This is a genomic window from Sulfuritortus calidifontis (genome assembly GCF_003967275.1).
In the GTDB taxonomy this organism is placed as follows: Bacteria; Pseudomonadota; Gammaproteobacteria; order Burkholderiales; family Thiobacillaceae; genus Sulfuritortus; species Sulfuritortus calidifontis.
This window is the reverse complement of the sequence record NZ_AP018721.1, coordinates 2387628-2405299: the sequence shown is the minus strand read 5'-3', so window position 1 is coordinate 2405299 and position 17672 is coordinate 2387628. Positions and strand designations below refer to the sequence as shown.

At 61.5% G+C, this 17672-nt stretch carries 11 protein-coding genes; all 11 read left to right on the top strand.

Going from position 1 to position 17672, the window contains the following annotated elements; translation table 11 throughout:
- Window positions 1-83: 83 nt before the first annotated feature.
- Window positions 84-767: a heavy metal response regulator transcription factor gene (locus EL388_RS12200; protein WP_072756547.1), complete on the top strand. Its 684-nt coding sequence runs from the start codon at window positions 84-86 to the stop codon at window positions 765-767.
- Complete coding sequence (locus EL388_RS12195) at window positions 768-2150, top strand: heavy metal sensor histidine kinase (RefSeq protein ID WP_126463663.1); 1383 nt, start codon at window positions 768-770, stop codon at window positions 2148-2150. It begins immediately after the preceding gene.
- A gap of 359 nt (window positions 2151-2509) precedes the next feature.
- Window positions 2510-2863, top strand: coding sequence for a hypothetical protein (locus EL388_RS12185; protein WP_083840419.1), 354 nt, complete (start codon window positions 2510-2512; stop codon window positions 2861-2863).
- Window positions 2864-3029: 166 nt separating this feature from the next.
- Complete coding sequence (locus EL388_RS12180) at window positions 3030-4355, top strand: TolC family protein (RefSeq protein WP_126463662.1); 1326 nt, start codon at window positions 3030-3032, stop codon at window positions 4353-4355.
- Between the two features lie 2 nt (window positions 4356-4357).
- Window positions 4358-5956, top strand: coding sequence for an efflux RND transporter periplasmic adaptor subunit (locus EL388_RS12175; RefSeq protein WP_126463661.1), 1599 nt, complete (start codon window positions 4358-4360; stop codon window positions 5954-5956).
- 16 nt (window positions 5957-5972) lie between these two features.
- The gene (locus EL388_RS12170; RefSeq protein ID WP_126463660.1) at window positions 5973-9152 is read left to right on the top strand and encodes a CusA/CzcA family heavy metal efflux RND transporter; all 3180 of its coding nucleotides are present in this window, start codon (window positions 5973-5975) and stop codon (window positions 9150-9152) included.
- Between the two features lie 69 nt (window positions 9153-9221).
- A complete protein-coding gene (locus tag EL388_RS12165) occupies window positions 9222-9353 on the top strand; it encodes a LysR family transcriptional regulator (protein WP_476755997.1) in 132 nt (43 codons plus the stop codon).
- A 526-nt stretch (window positions 9354-9879) separates the two neighbouring features.
- A complete protein-coding gene (locus EL388_RS12160; RefSeq protein WP_172599404.1) occupies window positions 9880-10791 on the top strand; it encodes a helix-turn-helix transcriptional regulator in 912 nt (303 codons plus the stop codon).
- A gap of 17 nt (window positions 10792-10808) precedes the next feature.
- Window positions 10809-13193, top strand: coding sequence for a type I restriction-modification system subunit M (locus EL388_RS12155; protein ID WP_126463659.1), 2385 nt, complete (start codon window positions 10809-10811; stop codon window positions 13191-13193).
- Window positions 13193-14572: a restriction endonuclease subunit S gene (locus tag EL388_RS12150; RefSeq protein WP_126463658.1), complete on the top strand. Its 1380-nt coding sequence runs from the start codon at window positions 13193-13195 to the stop codon at window positions 14570-14572. The genes EL388_RS12155 and EL388_RS12150 overlap by 1 nt, the downstream gene beginning before the upstream one ends.
- Window positions 14559-17657 carry a type I restriction endonuclease subunit R gene (locus EL388_RS12145; protein ID WP_126463657.1) on the top strand — a complete coding sequence of 1033 codons (3099 nt, stop codon included), beginning with the start codon at window positions 14559-14561 and terminating at the stop codon, window positions 17655-17657. The genes EL388_RS12150 and EL388_RS12145 overlap by 14 nt, the downstream gene beginning before the upstream one ends.
- Window positions 17658-17672 lie beyond the last annotated feature (15 nt).

Sequence of the window (17672 nt, the reverse complement as noted above, 5' to 3'; positions counted from 1 at the left end):
TCCGATTACATTTTTGTTATCTTCATGTCAGGTGCACCCAAAATCGTCACACTAGCGGCTATTCGATATGGCCGAGCACCCTCATGAAGATACTGATCGTTGAAGATGAGCCCAAAACGGGCGACTACCTGCGTCAAGGCTTGAGCGAAGCGGGTTTCGTGGTCGATCTGGCGCAAGACGGCGCCGATGGTCTGCACCTGGCCTTGCAGGGCGAGTACGACCTGGTCATCCTGGATGTGATGCTGCCCGGCCTCGACGGCTGGCAGGTACTGCAGTCCTTGCGCCATCGCGGCCTGCAGATGCCGGTGCTGTTCCTGACCGCACGCGATCAGGTGGAAGACCGGGTCAAAGGCCTTGAACTCGGTGCGGACGACTATCTGGTCAAGCCTTTCTCCTTTGCCGAATTGCTGGCCCGCGTGCGCACGATCCTGCGCCGGGGGCGCAGTGGCAACGAGAGCACCGTGCTGCGCGTGGCCGACCTCGAACTGGACCTGCTGCGCCGACGCGTTTCACGCGGCGGGCGACGGATCAGCCTGACGGCCAAAGAGTTCGGCTTGCTGGAACTGCTGATGCGCCGTCATGGCGAGGTCCTGCCCCGCTCGCTGATCGCCTCGCAGGTCTGGGACATGAATTTCGACAGCGACACCAATGTGATCGAGGTGGCCATCCGGCGCTTGCGCGCGAAGATTGATGAGGGTCATGAGGTCAAGCTGATCCACACCGTACGTGGCATGGGTTACGTATTGGAAGCACCGGAGGAGCGCTGAATGTTTCGCTCCCTGTCACTGACGACCCGGCTCACCCTCTTCTTTACGTTGGCGGCTGCGGCTGTGGTGTTTGGATTGGCCTTGTTGGTCATCGCTGCATTCGAGCGGCATTTCATCGAGCTGGATCACATGGCGCTGCAGGACAAGCAGCACCTGATCGAGGATATTTTGGCGCGATCCAATTCGGCCGAGGACGCCAAGTGGCTGCTGCGTGAGGCATTGAGCCACCATCACGGGCTGTACGTCAGCGTCCATGATTCGAAAGGTGAAACGCTCTTCCAGTCCGAAGGATTTCGCCTCCCGCGCGAACTGTCACCGGCGGATGAAGGCAACGGCAACGACGCGCTGATCCATTGGGCCGACGAAGGGCAGGCGTTTCGCGGGATGCTTGTCCGGGTTATTCCAGCCTATGACGCAACGACGCGGCTGGACATCCTCGTTGCCATGGACACGGCGCATCACACACGGTTCATGCTGAAGTTGCGGCGCACCCTGATGACCTATGCCGTCGTGACGATCGTCATCTGTGGCTTGCTGAGCTGGTTTGCCGCGTACAAGGGGCTGGCGCCATTGCGTGCCATGAAATCCAGAGCCACCACGCTCACGAGCCAGCAGCTGCACCAGCGCATGCCCGTCGAGGCGGTACCCATCGAAATGGCCGATCTGGCTCACGAACTCAACAAGATGCTGGACCGGCTGGAAGACGCGTTCACGCGACTGTCGGAGTTCTCGTCGAATCTGGCGCATGAGCTGCGCACCCCCCTGAGCAACCTGCTGACCCAGACCCAGGTCGCGTTGGCTACCCGGCGGGATGCCGATACCTACCGGGAGATCCTGGCTTCCAATGCCGAGGAACTGCAGCGTCTGGGCCGCATGGTGTCCGATATGCTGTTCCTGGCCAAGGCCGAACGCGGGATGATGCTGCCGAACCGGGAACGTTTCTCGGCAGCCGAGGAAACGCACGCCCTGATCGAGTTCTATGAGGCGGTCGCCGAGGAGAAGGGCGTCAGACTGGCTCAGCGTGGTGAGGGCGAGATCGTCGGTGATCGCTTGATGTTCCGCCGTGCCCTGAGCAATCTGCTTTCGAACGCGCTGCGCCACACCCCGCCACATGGCGAGGTCACGATCGAGATCAGCCAGTCTTCCCAAGCCACCCGGGTGAGCGTCGAGAACACCGGCGAGGACATCGACCCGAGGGTACTGCCGCACCTGTTCGATCGGTTTTACCGTGCTGACCCATCGCGGTCACATCCGGAAACCGACGGCGCAGGGCTGGGATTGGCGATTACCCGCGCCATTATGCAAACCCATGGAGGATCGATCAGCGTGACGTCCGCGCAGGGCAGGACCCGGTTCTGCCTGGAGTTCCCAGGCGGAACCTGATGAGGTGAAGCAGTTGGGGCGAGCCAGCCCAAGTGCCTTTGGGGCACTTCTCGAAACCTCCCTAACCGTTGTCGCCAGTGAGCCGGCATGATGTCGCCCATGATCACCCCGCGCATCAAGCCCTCGTCTTTCTGGCGTCACCAGCCTGGCGCTGACCTGTTCGTGCAGGACCAGCGCCAAGCCAAGCTCGGCGGCTTCATCATGGCCATGGCCGCATAGCTCTACTTCTCGGAGCGCTGGATTTCGGGGGGATTACCGATGAACCTGAGAGGAGGCACGCTACGCGCACGGGGCTCTGAGAAAACCCAAGCAGCGAGGAGTGGCAAAGTAAAGCCTGTAGCTGCTACACTGTTACCCCTATGCGCAAATGGCTGGCCATCGTCTTGCTGGTGTTCTTGCCGCTTCAATTCAGTTGGGCGGCAGTGGCCAGTTATTGCCAGCATGAAACCGGAGCTGCGGCCAAGCACTTCGGCCACCATGCGCATCAGCACAAGGCGGCCGACGGCCAGGATGCCAGCCCTGATCCGGCCAAGACCCTGGGTGGCGATCCTGATTGCGCGTCCTGTCATGCCGGGTGCTTCTCGGTCTTGTCAGGGGATGTCAAGCTGGCGTCGCCGGTCAGCCCGTCCCTGGATACGGGGTATCCCCCGGAGCACCTTGCTGCGCCTCCACCTGAACGTTTAGAGCGCCCTCAGTGGCGTGTCCTCGCCTGATCGGCGGGGAGCGCGTTCCTTTCCCTTCGTCCTCACCCCTGCCGTCGCGCATGGCGCGCTACGGTATCCAGCCGGCTTCGCGCGGCTGATGTGATGACGTTGCTGGCGATCATCTGGATCGCCCCCCGCCGATTCCCTTGTGTATTTCAAATCACTGGAGAATCGGATGCTGAAGGATATTCACAATTACAACGCGAGGGCGGTTGCGGCAGGCTTGCTCCTTGCGCTCATGACGGGGACGGCTTTCGCTCAGTTATTGCCGACGGCACCAGCTCTTGGGCAGAGCGCCAACGGCGTAGAGCAGATTGAAGCAGCAACGCCCCTGACCCTGCAAAAGGCCGTCGCGCTGGCTTTGGAGGCGAATCTTGACCTGACTGTCGCCCAACGGGAGATCGAGGCCGTGGAGGGCCAGGTAATTCAGGGACGAGTACGTCCTAATCCCGAGCTGGCGTACTCGCTCGAAGACCAACGCACGCCAACCCGCACGCAAAGCGTCCAGATCAATCTGCCCATCGAGCTGGGGGGCAAGCGCGCTGCCCGCATTGCCGCGGCAGAGCGAGGGCGTGACGTCGCAGTTGAAGAACTGAACACGCGGCGCGTCGAAATTCGTGCCGCCGTGGTCGCTGCCTTCTTCGAGACTTTGGCGGCACAGGAACGCGCAGCATTGGCTCAAGCCAGTGTCGATCTGGCAAAACGCGCTACCGATGCTGTTGCCAAACGCGTGGCAGCGGGCAAGGTTTCTCCGGTCGAAGAAACCAAGGCACGGGTAGCCGAAGCAGGTGTGCGAGTCGAATTGGCACAGGCCCAGAGCGAGCAACGCAATGCTCGGGCACGCTTGGCCAGTTTGCTAGGGGCCAACCCACCGCGATTTACTCTCGTGTCGGGCAACGTGGAAGAGCTTCCGGCTGTCCCTTCGCTCGACAACGTCCAGCAGCGCCTGTCCACTTCGCCAACGCTGCGCCGTATGCAGCTGGAGGTTGAGCGCCGCAGGTCGTTGGTCGATGTAGAGCGCAGCAAACGGATACCCGACGTCACATTCAGCCTAGGGGTGAAACGCCCCACCGAACTGCAGCGCAATCAACTGCTGTTCGGTGTTTCCGTCCCCTTGCCGCTGTTTGATCGCAATCAGGGGAACTTGTTGGAAGCGTTGAAGCGCGAAGACAAGGCGCGGGACGAACTCCAAGCTTTGAACATACGAGTCAGCACGGACGTATTGCAAGCCCGCGAGCGGCTGGAATCCATTCGTAGGGAAGTCGACGTCTTGCAACAAGATGTTTTACCTGGGGCCAAAAGTGCCTACGACGCGGCCACCGTCGGATTTGAAAACGGCAAGTTCAACTTCTTGGAAGTGCTGGACGCACAGCGCACCTACTTTGCCGCCAAGTCCCAATACCTCAAAGCATTGGCTGAGGCGCATCGCACGGCTGCGGACATTGACCGCGTGCTCGGCGAACCTGGCGCAAATGCTACCCAGCCAGCGAATAAGGAATAAACATGAAAATCGATACCAACAAACTGAATGTCAGCAAGAAGCATCTGATCGCCATCGCCGTGATCGTTGCGACGGGCGTTGTACTGGGCAGCGCCATTCTCGGCGGCAAAGCAACCAAGACAGCCGAAGATGACGGCCACGGTCACGGCAGCCACGTTGAAGCCAAGGCACACAGTGATGGTGAGCATCACGGCAAGGAGAGTGGAGACAAACACGACCACGACAAGGGTCATGCGGACGGCGAGCACCACGAGGCCCCGACCAAGGGGCCGCATGGAGGCAAGCTGTTCAAGGAGGGGGATTTCGGGCTGGAAGCGTTGCTGGCCGAGGACGGCGGCGAACCCCGTTTGCGCATCTGGTTGTTCGATAAGGACAAGCCTCTACCCAGCGGCGCAGCCAAGGTCAGCGCCACCATCACGCGCTTGACCGGAGAGAAGCAGACTCTAAATTTCGCACCTGACAAGGACAGCCTGTTGAGCCGCGAGGTCGTGCCGGAGCCGCACGCGTTTGAAATAAGCATCGTTGCCCAGACCGCCAACGAAACCTTCATGTTCGTGCTCAACCAAGAAGAGGGGAAGGTCGAACTCAGTGATGAGCAAATCAAAGCGGCATCCATTAGCATCGACACGGCTGGCGCGGCACGAATCAAGTCCGTCCTGCAATTGCCCGGGGAAATTCGCTTGAACGAAGACCGGACTTCGCACGTTGTCCCACGCATTGCAGGAGTGGTCGAGAGCGTTCAGGCCAGTCTGGGTCAAGCAGTCAAGAAGGGACAGGTTCTCGCAGTCATTGCCAGCCCGGCCGCGTCTGAGCAACGCAGTGAACTGCAAACCGCACAAAAACGTCTGGCCCTGGCGAAGATCACGTTCGAGCGTGAAAAGCGGCTCTGGGAGCAAAAAATTTCCGCAGAGCAAGACTATCTGCAAGCAGGGCAAGCGCTGCACGAGGCGGAAGTCGCTGTGGCCAACGCTCAACAGAAGCTATCCGCTTTGGGGCTGGCCCCAGGTTCTCAGGGGGGGCTTAACCGTTTTGAATTGCGTGCGCCATTCGATGGCTTGGTGATTGAAAAACATCTCAGCCTCGGTGAAGCCGTCAAGGAAGACGCTGCCGTGTTTACCGTGTCCGATCTGGGGCAGGTTTGGGCTGAAATCAACGTGCCAGCCAAGGACTTGCCGCTGGTTAGAGTCGGCGAAAAAGTGACCATCAAGGCAACTGCATTCGATGCCAGCGCTACTGGCGTCATCACCTTTGTTGGGTCGCTGATTGGCGAACAAACCCGTATGGCCAAAGCCCGAGTGGTATTGGCCAACCCGAAAGGTGCTTGGCGTCCTGGGCTGTTCGTCAACGTGGAAGTGACCTCCTCTGAGGCTGACGTGCCCGTGACAGTGGCCAGTGATGCCATTCAGACCGTCGGCGGTAAGCCAGTGGTGTTCCTAAAGGTGAATGGGGGATTCATTGCTCAGCCCGTGCAGTTGGGCCGCAGCGATGGCAAGCGCGTCGAGGTGTTGCAAGGGCTCAGAGCCGGGGCACGGTATGCGTCGGCGGGCAGCTTTGTTGTGAAGTCAGAGCTTGGCAAAGCCTCTGCCGAACACACCCATTGATACCGGAGCGACACACATGTTTGAAAAACTCATTCGCGCAGCCATCGAGCACCGATGGTTGGTGTTGCTGGCGGTCTTTGGTATGGCTGCCATCGGCGTGTTCAACTACCAAAAGCTACCTATCGATGCTGTCCCGGACATCACCAATGTCCAAGTGCAGATTAACACCCAAGCGCCGGGATATTCCCCTCTGGAAATCGAGCAGCGTGTGACTTACCCGATTGAAACCGCGATGGCGGGTCTTCCCAATCTGGAGCAGACCCGTTCCTTGTCCCGCTACGGGCTGTCGCAAGTGACTGTGATCTTCAAGGATGGCACCGACATCTACTTCGCGCGCCAGTTGGTCAATGAACGCATCCAGGAGGCCCGGGACAAACTGCCTCCCGGAATCACTCCTGCAATGGGGCCCATATCGACAGGCTTGGGTGAGATTTACCTCTGGACAGTCGAGGCCAAGGATGGTGCGAAAAAACCGGATGGCCAGCCCTACACGGCCACCGATCTGCGCGAGATTCAAGACTGGATCATCAAGCCGCAGTTGCGCAATGTGCCCGGCGTGACAGAAATCAACTCGATTGGTGGTTTTGCCAAGGAATACCAAATCTCACCGATACCCGAGCGACTGGCCTCGCTAGGCGTCACCCTGCAGGACATTGTGACGGCACTGGATCGCAACAACGGCAACGTGGGCGCGGGTTATATCGAAAAGCGCGGTGAGCAGTACCTGATTCGAGCCCCCGGGCAGGTCAAGACACTTGAGGACATCGGCAATGTCATCCTCAGCAGCGCGGGTGGTGTGCCGATTCGGGTGCGTGATGTGGCCGAGGTCGGCATCGGACGTGAGCTTCGCACCGGTGCTGCTACGGCCAATGGCCGTGAAGTGGTGCTGGGCACCGTCTTCATGCTCATCGGTCAGAACAGCCGTACGGTTTCGCAGGCCGTGGACAAGAAGATGGTGGAGATCAACCGCAGCTTGCCCGAGGGCGTGCATGCGGTGACGGTCTACGACCGCACCGTGCTGGTGGACAAGGCTATCGCCACGGTGAAGAAGAATCTGCTGGAAGGCGCGATCCTGGTGATCGTGATCCTGTTTCTGTTCCTGGGCAACATCCGCGCGGCCATCATCACGGCGACGGTGATTCCTTTGTCGATGCTGTTCACCTTCACTGGCATGGTGCATTACAAGGTGAGCGCCAACCTGATGAGCCTCGGGGCGCTGGACTTCGGCATCATCATCGACGGAGCGGTGGTGATCGTCGAGAACTGCGTGCGACGCCTGGCCCATGCACAGGCGCACTACGGCAGGCCGTTGACGCGGGCGGAACGCTTTCACGAGGTGTTCCTGGCATCGAAGGAATCACGCCGCGCGCTGCTGTTCGGGCAACTCATCATCATGGTGGTCTACCTGCCCATCTTCGCCCTGACGGGGGTGGAAGGGAAGATGTTCCACCCGATGGCGTTCACGGTGGTGGCTGCACTCGTGGGGGCCATGATCCTGTCGGTGACCTTCATTCCGGCTGCGGTCGCACTGTTCATTGGCAACCGTGTCAGCGAAAAGGAAAACTTCTTGATGGTGCAAGCCAAGCGCTGGTACGGTCCCTTGCTAGATCGCGTGATGGCAGCCAAGGCTGTTGTGTTGGCTGCCGCAGCCGTGGCAGTGGTGCTGTGCGGCCTGATCGCCACCCGAATGGGCAGCGAGTTCGTGCCCAGCCTGAACGAAGGCGATTTCGCCATCCAGGCGCTGCGCATTCCGGGCACCAGCCTTTCGCAATCGGTTGCGATGCAGCAGCAACTGGAAGCCACGCTGAAAGCCAAATTTCCCGAGATCGACCGTGTATTTGCACGCACTGGAACGGCGGAAATTGCCTCCGACCCCATGCCACCGAACATTTCTGACGGCTACATCATGCTCAAGCCAATGTCAGAGTGGCCTGAGCCGCGCAAGTCGCGCGACGAATTGCTGGCGGCCATTCAGGAGGTCGTGGGCAAGGTGCCGGGCAACAACTACGAGTTCTCGCAGCCTATCCAATTGCGCTTCAACGAACTCATTTCAGGGGTCCGCAGCGATGTGGCGGTGAAGATCTTCGGCGACGACATGGACGTATTGAACAAGACAGCCGAAGAAGTCTCGTCCATGTTGCAGAAGATCCCCGGTGCGTCTGAGGTCAAAGTTGAACAGACCACAGGATTGCCGATGCTCACGGTCAACATTGATCGTCAGAAGTCCGCGCGCTACGGGCTGAACGTGGCCGACATCCAAGATGCAGTGGCCACGGCCATCGGCGGGCGCGAGGCCGGTACGCTGTTTGAAGGGGACCGTCGATTTGACATCCTGGTTCGGCTGCCGGAGTCCCTGCGCAACGACCTTGAAAGCATGAAGCGCCTGCCGATTCCGTTGCCACGCGGCACAGGTGGCGGCGAAGGACGAACCAACTTCATCCAACTGGCCGAGGTGGCGAGCTTCGAGCTGGCACCCGGCCCCAACCAGGTCAGCCGGGAAAACGGCAAGCGCCGCATCGTGGTGAGCGCCAACGTGCGTGGCCGCGACGTCGGCTCCTTCGTGGCCGACGCCGAGGCTGCGCTGGCGCAGGTCAAGATTCCCACAGGCTACTGGACGAGCTGGGGCGGCACTTTCGAGAACCTGCAATCCGCCACGCAGCGTTTGCAGATCGTCGTTCCGGTGTCGCTGCTGCTGGTCTTCGTGCTGCTGTTTGCCATGTTCGGCAATGTCAAGGATGGCTTGCTGGTTTTTACCGGCATTCCGTTCGCACTGACCGGCGGCATCCTGGCGCTGTGGCTGCGCGACATTCCCATGTCCATCTCGGCCGCCGTGGGCTTCATCGCGCTATCGGGCGTTGCCGTGCTCAATGGCCTGGTGATGATTTCCTACATCCGCAGCCTGCGAGAGGGCGGAACGCCGCTGGACGCAGCCATCCGCGAGGGCGCGCTGACCCGCTTGCGCCCCGTGTTGATGACGGCCTTGGTGGCGTCGCTGGGCTTCATCCCGATGGCCATCGCCACGGGAACGGGCGCGGAAGTGCAACGCCCGCTGGCTACCGTAGTGATCGGAGGCATCTTGTCTTCCACCGTGCTGACGCTGCTGGTGCTACCGATTCTGTATCGGCTGGCCCATCGCCCGGACGAGCAAGAAGAGGATGTCACGGCAGAGCCCGCACATGAGGGCGTAACCGCTTGAAAGGAACAACGATGAACGCCGTTACGGCACCACGACAGACTCCTTCGAGCTTTACAGGGACATCGACTCATGGAATTTCGTCACCTTCGGTACTTTCTGGCCGTTGCCGAGGAGCTGCACTTCGCCCGCGCTGCGGAGCGGCTGCATATCGAACAGTCACCACTGTCGCGCGCCATCAGGCTCTGCGTGACGCAGGTGTAAGTCACGGTGGCGCAAGGCCGCTTGCGTGCGCTTGCGCCAAGAAGTTGGCGCAGGTTTCGAGAGAAGAGAGGGCAGATCGGAGTCGAACCTGCCCCATTCAGCCGCCCCCGGCAGTGGGGCGCGGCGCAGGCGGAACGGCCCGGAACCCCGCGTGGTGTCGCGGAATGCCGAAACGAAAACGCCCAACCGAGAACGGTTGGGCGCTGAATGGTGGTGGTGCTGGGGCGACGCCACGCGGCCTATCACGGCTGCAATGAGTCCCCATAAGCATGCTTGGGCGGCGATTCTACACGGATCGTTGTCATTTGGGGCACGCATGTCGCGCCCAACCGTCTTTCGAGGACGCTGGTTCAACCTCCAAGCACGGAATCGAACTCGCCTCCCAAGGCTCGGCCATCTCCGTGTTGTTGCCGTCCAGATTGTGGCGCATAATGTCATCAGTTTGATGATGTGAGTCGCCTAGCAATGGACAAACATAAAACCAATCGCAGCCTTTCGGTCGTCCGTCTTGGATGAGGAACCTTCGGTGACCCAACCTCAGCGCGTCGAGACCTTGAGCCACGCCCAGCGCGAGCGGCTGGCCTACATCGACTTCCGGCTCTACTTTTTCGGTGAGATCGGCCGTCCCGACCTCATCGAGCGCTTCGGGGTGGCGCCGGCCGGGGCCACGCGTGACTTGGCGCTGTACCGGGAAATCGCGCCGCAGAACATCCTTTTTGACGGCAGCCACAAGGTCTACCGTATCGGACAGGCGTTTTCCCCCCTGTTCGAGCACGCCCCGCAGCGCGTGCTGTCGGCGCTGGCCCATGGGTTTGGCGAAGGCGTGAATAGCCCGGCCCGGTCCTTGCAACCGCTGCTGCCGTGCGAGTCGCCCGCTGTTCTCTCCAACCCCAGGATGGAGGTGTTGGCCCCGGTCTGCCGGGCGATCCACGCCAAGCGGCCCCTCGCCATTCGCTACCACTCAATGACGAGCGGTGAGACCGAGAGGATCATCGTTCCCTTCGCGCTGGTGGACACCGGCCTGCGCTGGCACGTGCGGGCCTTTGATCGTCTGCGGGGCGAGTTCCGGGACTTCGTCCTCACGCGCATCGAAGCGCCGACTTTGCAGGATGACGGAGCCCAGGCCTTTGAGCGGCCCGATCACGACATCCAGTGGACGCGCATCGTCGAACTGGAGCTCGTGCCGCACCCGCGCCTTGAGCGCCCCGAGATCATCGAGCGGGACTACGCGATGGTGGGCGGCTCGCTGCGGGTACGGGTGCGCGCGGCGGTGGCGGGCTACATGCTGCTGCGCTGGAGCGTGGACTGCTCGCCCGACCATCGCCTCACCGAAGAGCAATACCGCCTGTGGCTGGCCGATCCGCTGGCGCTGTACGGCGTCGAGAACGCCAAGCTGGCTCCGGGTTACCAAGCCCCAGTTGTACAAACAAAGCGATGAATGAGAAACCGAATTTGATGAAACCAACAAAACAACAAGACCAAAGCCAGATCAAGTGGATCTCCGACTTCATCTGGAACATCGCGGACGACCGCCTGCGCGACGTTTACGTGCGCGGCAAGTACCGCGACGTGATCCTGCCCTTCACCGTGCTGCGGCGGCTCGATGCCGTGCTCGAACCGACGAAAGACGCGGTGCTGGAGCGCAAGAAGTTTCTCGACGCTCACAAGGTGGCCGAGCAGGACGGTGCGCTGCGCATGGCGGCAGGCCAAGCCTTCTACAACGTCTCGGAATTCACGCTGGCCAAGCTGAAGGCCAGCGCGGCGGGGCAGCGGCTGCGCGATGACTTCATTGCATACCTGGACGGCTTTTCGCCCAACGTGCAGGAAATCCTCACCAAGTTCAACTTCCGCAACCAGATTCAGAAGCTGGTGGATTCCCACGTCCTGGGCTACCTGATCGAGGACTTCCTCAACCCCGAGATCAACCTGTCGCCGCTGCCGGTGAAGGATGCCGACGGCCGCATCAAGCTGCCCGCGCTGGACAACCACGCCATGGGCTCAGTGTTCGAGGAACTGATCCGCCGCTTCAATGAGGAGAACAACGAAGAGGCCGGCGAACACTTCACGCCGCGCGACGTCGTGCAGCTCATGGCCAAGCTGCTGTTCCTGCCCGTAGCCGACCGCATCGAATCGGGAACCTACACCCTCTATGACGGCGCATGCGGCACCGGCGGCATGCTCACCGTCGCCGAAGAAACCTTGCAGCAACTGGCCCAAGCCCACGGCAAAGACGTATCCATCCATCTGTTTGGGCAGGAGATCAACGACGAGACCTATGCCATCTGTAAAGCCGATCTGCTGATCAAGGGCGAGGGCGAGCAAAGCCAGAACATCGTCGGCGGTGCGGACAAATCCACCCTCTCCAACGACCAGTTCCGCAGCCGCGAATTCGACTTCATGATCTCCAACCCGCCCTACGGCAAGAGCTGGAAGACCGATCTGGAGCGCATGGGCGGCAAGAAGGAATTCAACGACCCGCGCTTCATCGTCAGCCACGGCGGCGACCCGGAGTTCAAGCTCATCACCCGCTCCAGCGACGGGCAGCTCATGTTCCTGGTGAACAAGCTGCAAAAAATGAAGCACAACACGCCCCTGGGCAGCCGCATCGCCCTGGTGCACAACGGCTCGGCGCTGTTCACCGGCGACGCGGGCCAGGGCGAGAGCAACATCCGCCGCTGGGTGCTGGAAAACGACTGGCTCGAAGCCATCATCGCCCTGCCGCTCAACATCTTCTACAACACCGGCATCGCCACCTACATCTGGGTGCTGGCCAACAAGAAGGCCGCCCACCGCAAAGGCAAAGTTCAGTTGATCGACGCCAGCCAGTGGTTTCAGCCGCTGCGCCGCAACCTCGGCAAGAAAAACTGCGAACTCTCCGAGGCCGACATCGCCCGCATCCTCGACCTGTATCTGGGCCAGCCGCAGGAAACCGCCGAAAGCAAATGGTTCGACAACGCCGATTTCGGCTACTGGAAGATCACCGTCGAGCGCCCGCTGCGCCTGAAAAGCCAGCTCTCGGACGAACGCATTGAATCCCTGCGCTTTGCCTCGGGGGATGAGGCGCTGCGCGCCGAGATCTACGCCACCCATGGCGAGGCGCTCTATACCGAGTTCGCCAAGCGCAAACCCGCCATCGAGGCGTGGCTGAAGGGCGAGGACGAGAACGAAGACGACGACAGCGAAGACAGCGACAGCGGCGATGATGGCGAAGCTCCCGCCGCCCGCAAGGCCGTGCCCGCCAACCGCCGCAAGAAGCTGCTCGATGCTTCGACTTGGCTGCGCGACAAGGCGCTCATGGAAGTGGCGCAGCGGGCACAACAGGCGCTAGGCCGCGCCGTGTTCGACGACCACAACATCTTCCGCGAGCGCTTCGAGGACACGCTCAAGGCACAGGGCGAACGCTTGAGCGCGGCGGAGAAGAAAGCCATTTACAAGGCGGTGAGCTGGCGCGACGAAACCTCGCCGCCGGTTGTCGCCCGCCGCAGCAAGCTCAAGGCAGGCGAGCCTTTCGAGCCCGGCTTCGATGGCCGCTATCTGGAGACCGTGGGCAAGGAGCGCTACCTCGTCGAATACGAGCCCGACCCCGAGCTGCGCGACACCGAGCAGGTGCCGTTGAAGGAGCCGGGCGGCATCGAAGCCTTTTTCGAGCGCGAAGTGCTGCCACACGCGCCGGATGCCTGGATCGCCACCGACAAGACCCAGATCGGCTACGAGATTTCGTTTGCCCGCTACTTCTACAAGCCCGTGCCGCTGCGCACGCTGGACGAAATACGCGCCGATCTTCTGCGCGTGATGGCCGAGAGCGAAGGGCTGCTGAAGAAGATCGTGGGGGGCGCGTGATGGCGGTGGCGAGCCCGTACCCCAACTACCGGCAGCCGAAGATGCGCTGGTTGCCCGCTGTGCCGGAACACTGGAACGAGCAACGCGCCAAAACCTTTTTCCGAGAGGTGGATGAGCGCTCGAAGACCGGACAGGAAGAACTGCTGTCGGTGTCTCACCTCACTGGCGTTACCCCCCGCAGTCAAAAAAAGGTCACGATGTTCAAGGCGGCGAGCTATGTTGGCTCCAAACTCTGCCGCCCCGGTGACATCGTCATCAACACGCTGTGGGCCTGGATGGCGGCGCTTGGTGCGAGCAGGCACGTGGGCATCGTCAGTCCGGCCTATGGCGTGTACCGCCCCTACCGCGCCGACAGCTTCAACCCGGCCTATCTCGACTACCTGTTGCGCATCCGCGCCTACGTTGCCGAATACATCGGGCGCTCTACCGGTATTCGATCATCGCGCCTGCGCCTGTATCCGAACCAGTTTCTCGATATTCCGCTGCTCCAGCCCCCGCGCCCCGAGCAAGACCAGATCGTCGCCTACCTGCGCGCGCAGGACGCGCACATCGCCCGCTTCATCAAGGCCAAGCGCGAGCTCATCAAGCTGCTCACCGAACAGAAGCTCGCCCTCATCGACCGCGCCGTCACCCGCGGGCTTGACCCCAATGTGCGCTTTAAGCCCTCCGGCATCGAATGGCTGGGCGAGGTGCCGGAGCATTGGGAGCTTCGCCGTTTGAAGTTCCTCGCCAGTAACACTACGAACCAGACCACGACCAAGGCCAGCGACGAAATTTATCTGGCACTGGAGCACGTTCAAAGTTGGACTGGCGTGGCGCGGCCGCTTGAGGGCGAAGTCGAATTTGCCAGCACGGTGAAACGGTTTGTCGCCGACGACGTTCTGTTCGGAAAGCTCCGTCCGTACTTGGCGAAGGTAACGCGGGCGCGCCGCGCTGGCGTATGCGTGAGCGAGTTTCTCGTGCTACGGGCGCGCAAGGAACTCATCCTTCCTGCGTATCTTGAGCAACTATTGCGCTGCAAGCGCGTAATTGACCTGATTAACAGCTCCACGGCGGGCGCGAAGATGCCGCGTGCCGATTGGACGTTCATCGGCAATGTCCGGCTCTCCATTCCACGCCAAGATGAACAGGAAGCGATCCTGTCGCACATATTGCGCGAGACGAAGGACTTGGACGAAGCCATCGCCCGCACCGAAGACGAAATCAAGTTGATCCGCGAATACCGCGACCGCCTGATTGCCGATGTGGTCACCGGTCAAGTGGACGTGCGCGGCTGGCAACCCGGCCCGGACGACGTGGTGGACGACGCGCTGCTTTCCGCGCTGGGCGATGACAACGAAGATGTGACCGAAGAGGAGGATGGCGATGGCGAAGACTGACACCAGCGAGCGCTGGTTCGAGGCGCGCGTGGTGCGCGGCTTGACCGGTGTGCCGCAGCCCGAGTACAGCCATGCGCTGGCCCCCACGGACTTCGCCGCCACCCACAACGGCTACGTGCTGGGCAAGGCTAGCGACTACAACCGCGATGTGGCGCTGGATGTGGCGCAGTTGCTGGCCTTCTTGCAGGCCACCCAGCCCCAGGCGGTGGACACGCTGGAACTGGCGGCCGACGGCATCAAGCGCACCCAGTTCCTGCACCGGCTGCAGGGCGAGATCACCAAACGCGGCGTGGTGGACGTGCTGCGCAAGGGCGTGAGCCACGGGCCGGTCCACGTCGATCTCTACAAGCTGCTGCCCACGCCGGGCAACGCGACGGCGGCGGAGTCCTTCGGCAAGAACATCTTCAGCGTCACCCGGCAGCTGCGCTACAGCAACGAGTCCGGCAACGAGCTGGATTTGGTGATCTTCATCAACGGGCTGCCGGTGCTGACCTTCGAGTTGAAGAACTCGCTGACCAAGCAAACCCTGGCTGATGCCATCGTCCAGTACCAGACCACGCGAGAGCCCCGGGAGCTGCTGTTCCAGTTGGGGCGTTGCGTGGCGCATTTCGCGGTGGACGACAACGAGGCCGCGTTCTGTACCGAGCTCAAGGGCAAGGCCTCGTGGTTCCTGCCATTCAACCAGGGCTGGAACAGCGGCGCGGGCAACCCGCCCAACCCGCATGGTCTGAAAACCGATTACCTGTGGAAACAGGTGCTGACCCGCGAATCGCTGGCCAACATCATCGAGAGTTACGCGCAGGTGGTGGAGGAGGAAGAGGCGGATGCCAGCGGCAAGAAACGCAAGAAGCGCAAGCAGATCTTCCCGCGCTTTCATCAGTTGCGCACGGTGCGTGCGCTGCTGCGCCGCGCCCGCGAAGACGGGGTGGGCCAGCGCTATCTGATCCAGCATTCGGCAGGCAGCGGCAAGAGCAACACGATTGCCTGGCTGGCGCACCAGTTGGTGGAGCTGCGCCGCAAGGACGACCCTTCGAAGCCGCAGTTCGACTCCATCATCGTCATCACCGACCGGCGCGCGCTGGACACGCAGATTGCCCGCACCATCAAGGGTTACGACCACGTGGCGGCGATCTTCGGCCACTCCGACAACGCGCAGGAGCTGCGCGAATACCTGCGCCGGGGCAAGAAGATCATCGTCACCACGGTGCAGAAATTCCCGTTCATCCTCGATGAGCTGGAAGACCTTTCCAGCAAGCGCTTTGCGCTGTTGATCGATGAGGCGCATTCCAGTCAGGGCGGCAAGACCACGGCGCGGATGCACGAAGCCCTCGGCGGCAAGGCCGCCGCTCAAGTGGCGAGCGAAACGACCGACGAGGAGCCGTTGGAAGAGGACAGCACCCAGGATGCGGTGAACGCGGAAATCGAGAAGCGCATCGCTTCGCGCAAGCTGCTGGCCAACGCCAGCTACTTTGCCTTCACGGCCACCCCCAAGAACAAGACCCTGGAGCTGTTCGGCGAGAAGGTCATGGTCGGCGACCAGGTGCAGTTCCGCTCGCCCGAAGAGCTGACCTACACCACCAAGCAGGCCATCCAGGAGAAGTTCATCCTCGACGTGGTGGAGCACTACACCCCCGTGGAGAGCTTCTACCAGGTGGCCAAGACGGTAGCGGATGACCCGGAATTCGACAAGGCCAAGGCGCTGAAGAAAATCCGCCACTACGTCGAATCGCACGACAAGGCCATCCGCCGCAAGGCCGAGATCATGGTCGATCACTTCATCGCGCAGGTGGCGGGCAAGCAGAAGATCGGCGGCAAGGCGCGGGCCATGATCGTGTGCAACGGCATCGCACGGGCTATCGACTACTGGCGCGAGGTGTCGGACTACCTCAACGAGATCAAGAGCCCGTACAAGGCCATCGTGGCGTACTCGGGCGAGTTCGAGATCGGCGGGCAAAAGAAGACTGAGGCCGATCTCAACGGGTTTCCGAGCAAGGACATTCCCGCGAATTTCAAGCAAGACCCGTATCGATTCCTGATCGTGGCCAACAAGTTCGTCACCGGCTTTGACGAACCCTTGCTGCACACGATGTACGTGGACAAGCCGCTGGCAGGCGTGCTGGCTGTGCAGACCCTGTCACGCCTGAACCGGGCGCATCCGCAGAAGCACGACACCTTCGTGCTCGACTTCGCCGACAACGCCGAGGCCGTGAAGGCGGCGTTCCAGGACTACTACCGCGCCACCATCCAGACCGGCGAAACCGACGCCAACAAGCTGCACGACCTGAAGGCCGAACTCGACGCCCAGCAGGTGTATAGCTGGCAGCAGGTGGAAGACCTGGTGGCGCTGTACTTGAGCGGCGCAGACCGGGACAAACTCGATCCGATCCTCGATGCGTGCGTGGCCGAATACACCGACCAGCTCGGCGAGGACGACCAGGTCAAGTTCAAGGGCAAGGCCAAGGCCTTCGTGCGCAGTTACGGCTTTCTGGCCGCGATCCTGAGCTACGGCCATCTGGCGTGGGAAAAGCTGTCGATCTTCCTGAACTTCCTCATCCCCAAGCTGCCCGCGCCCAAGGAGGAGGATCTCTCCAAGGGCGTGCTGGAGACCATCGACATGGACAGCTACCGGGTAGAGGCCAAAGCGGCGCTGAAGATGGCGATGGACGACGCAGATGCCACCGTCGAGCCTGTGCCGCCGGGCGGCGGGGGGGGCAAGCTGGAGCCCGAGATCGACAAGCTCTCGAACATCGTGCGCGAATTCAACGACCTGTTCGGCAACATCGAATGGAAGGACGAAGACAAGATCCGCAAGGTCATCACCGAGGAAATCCCGGCGCGGGTGGCGCAGGACAAGGCCTACCAGAACGCGCAGGCGAACTCCGACAAGCAAAACGCTCGCCTTGAGCACGACAAGGCGCTCAACCGGGTGGTGTTGGAGCTGCTGTCCGACCACACGGAGCTGTTCAAGCAGTTCAGCGACAACCCCAACTTCAAGCGCTGGCTGACGGACATGGTGTTCGATGCGACCTACCAGCCGGGCACGGTGCCGCCGAAAGCGCCGCCGCAGATGGGCGCGGGCGTATGACGCGGGGAGAACGGG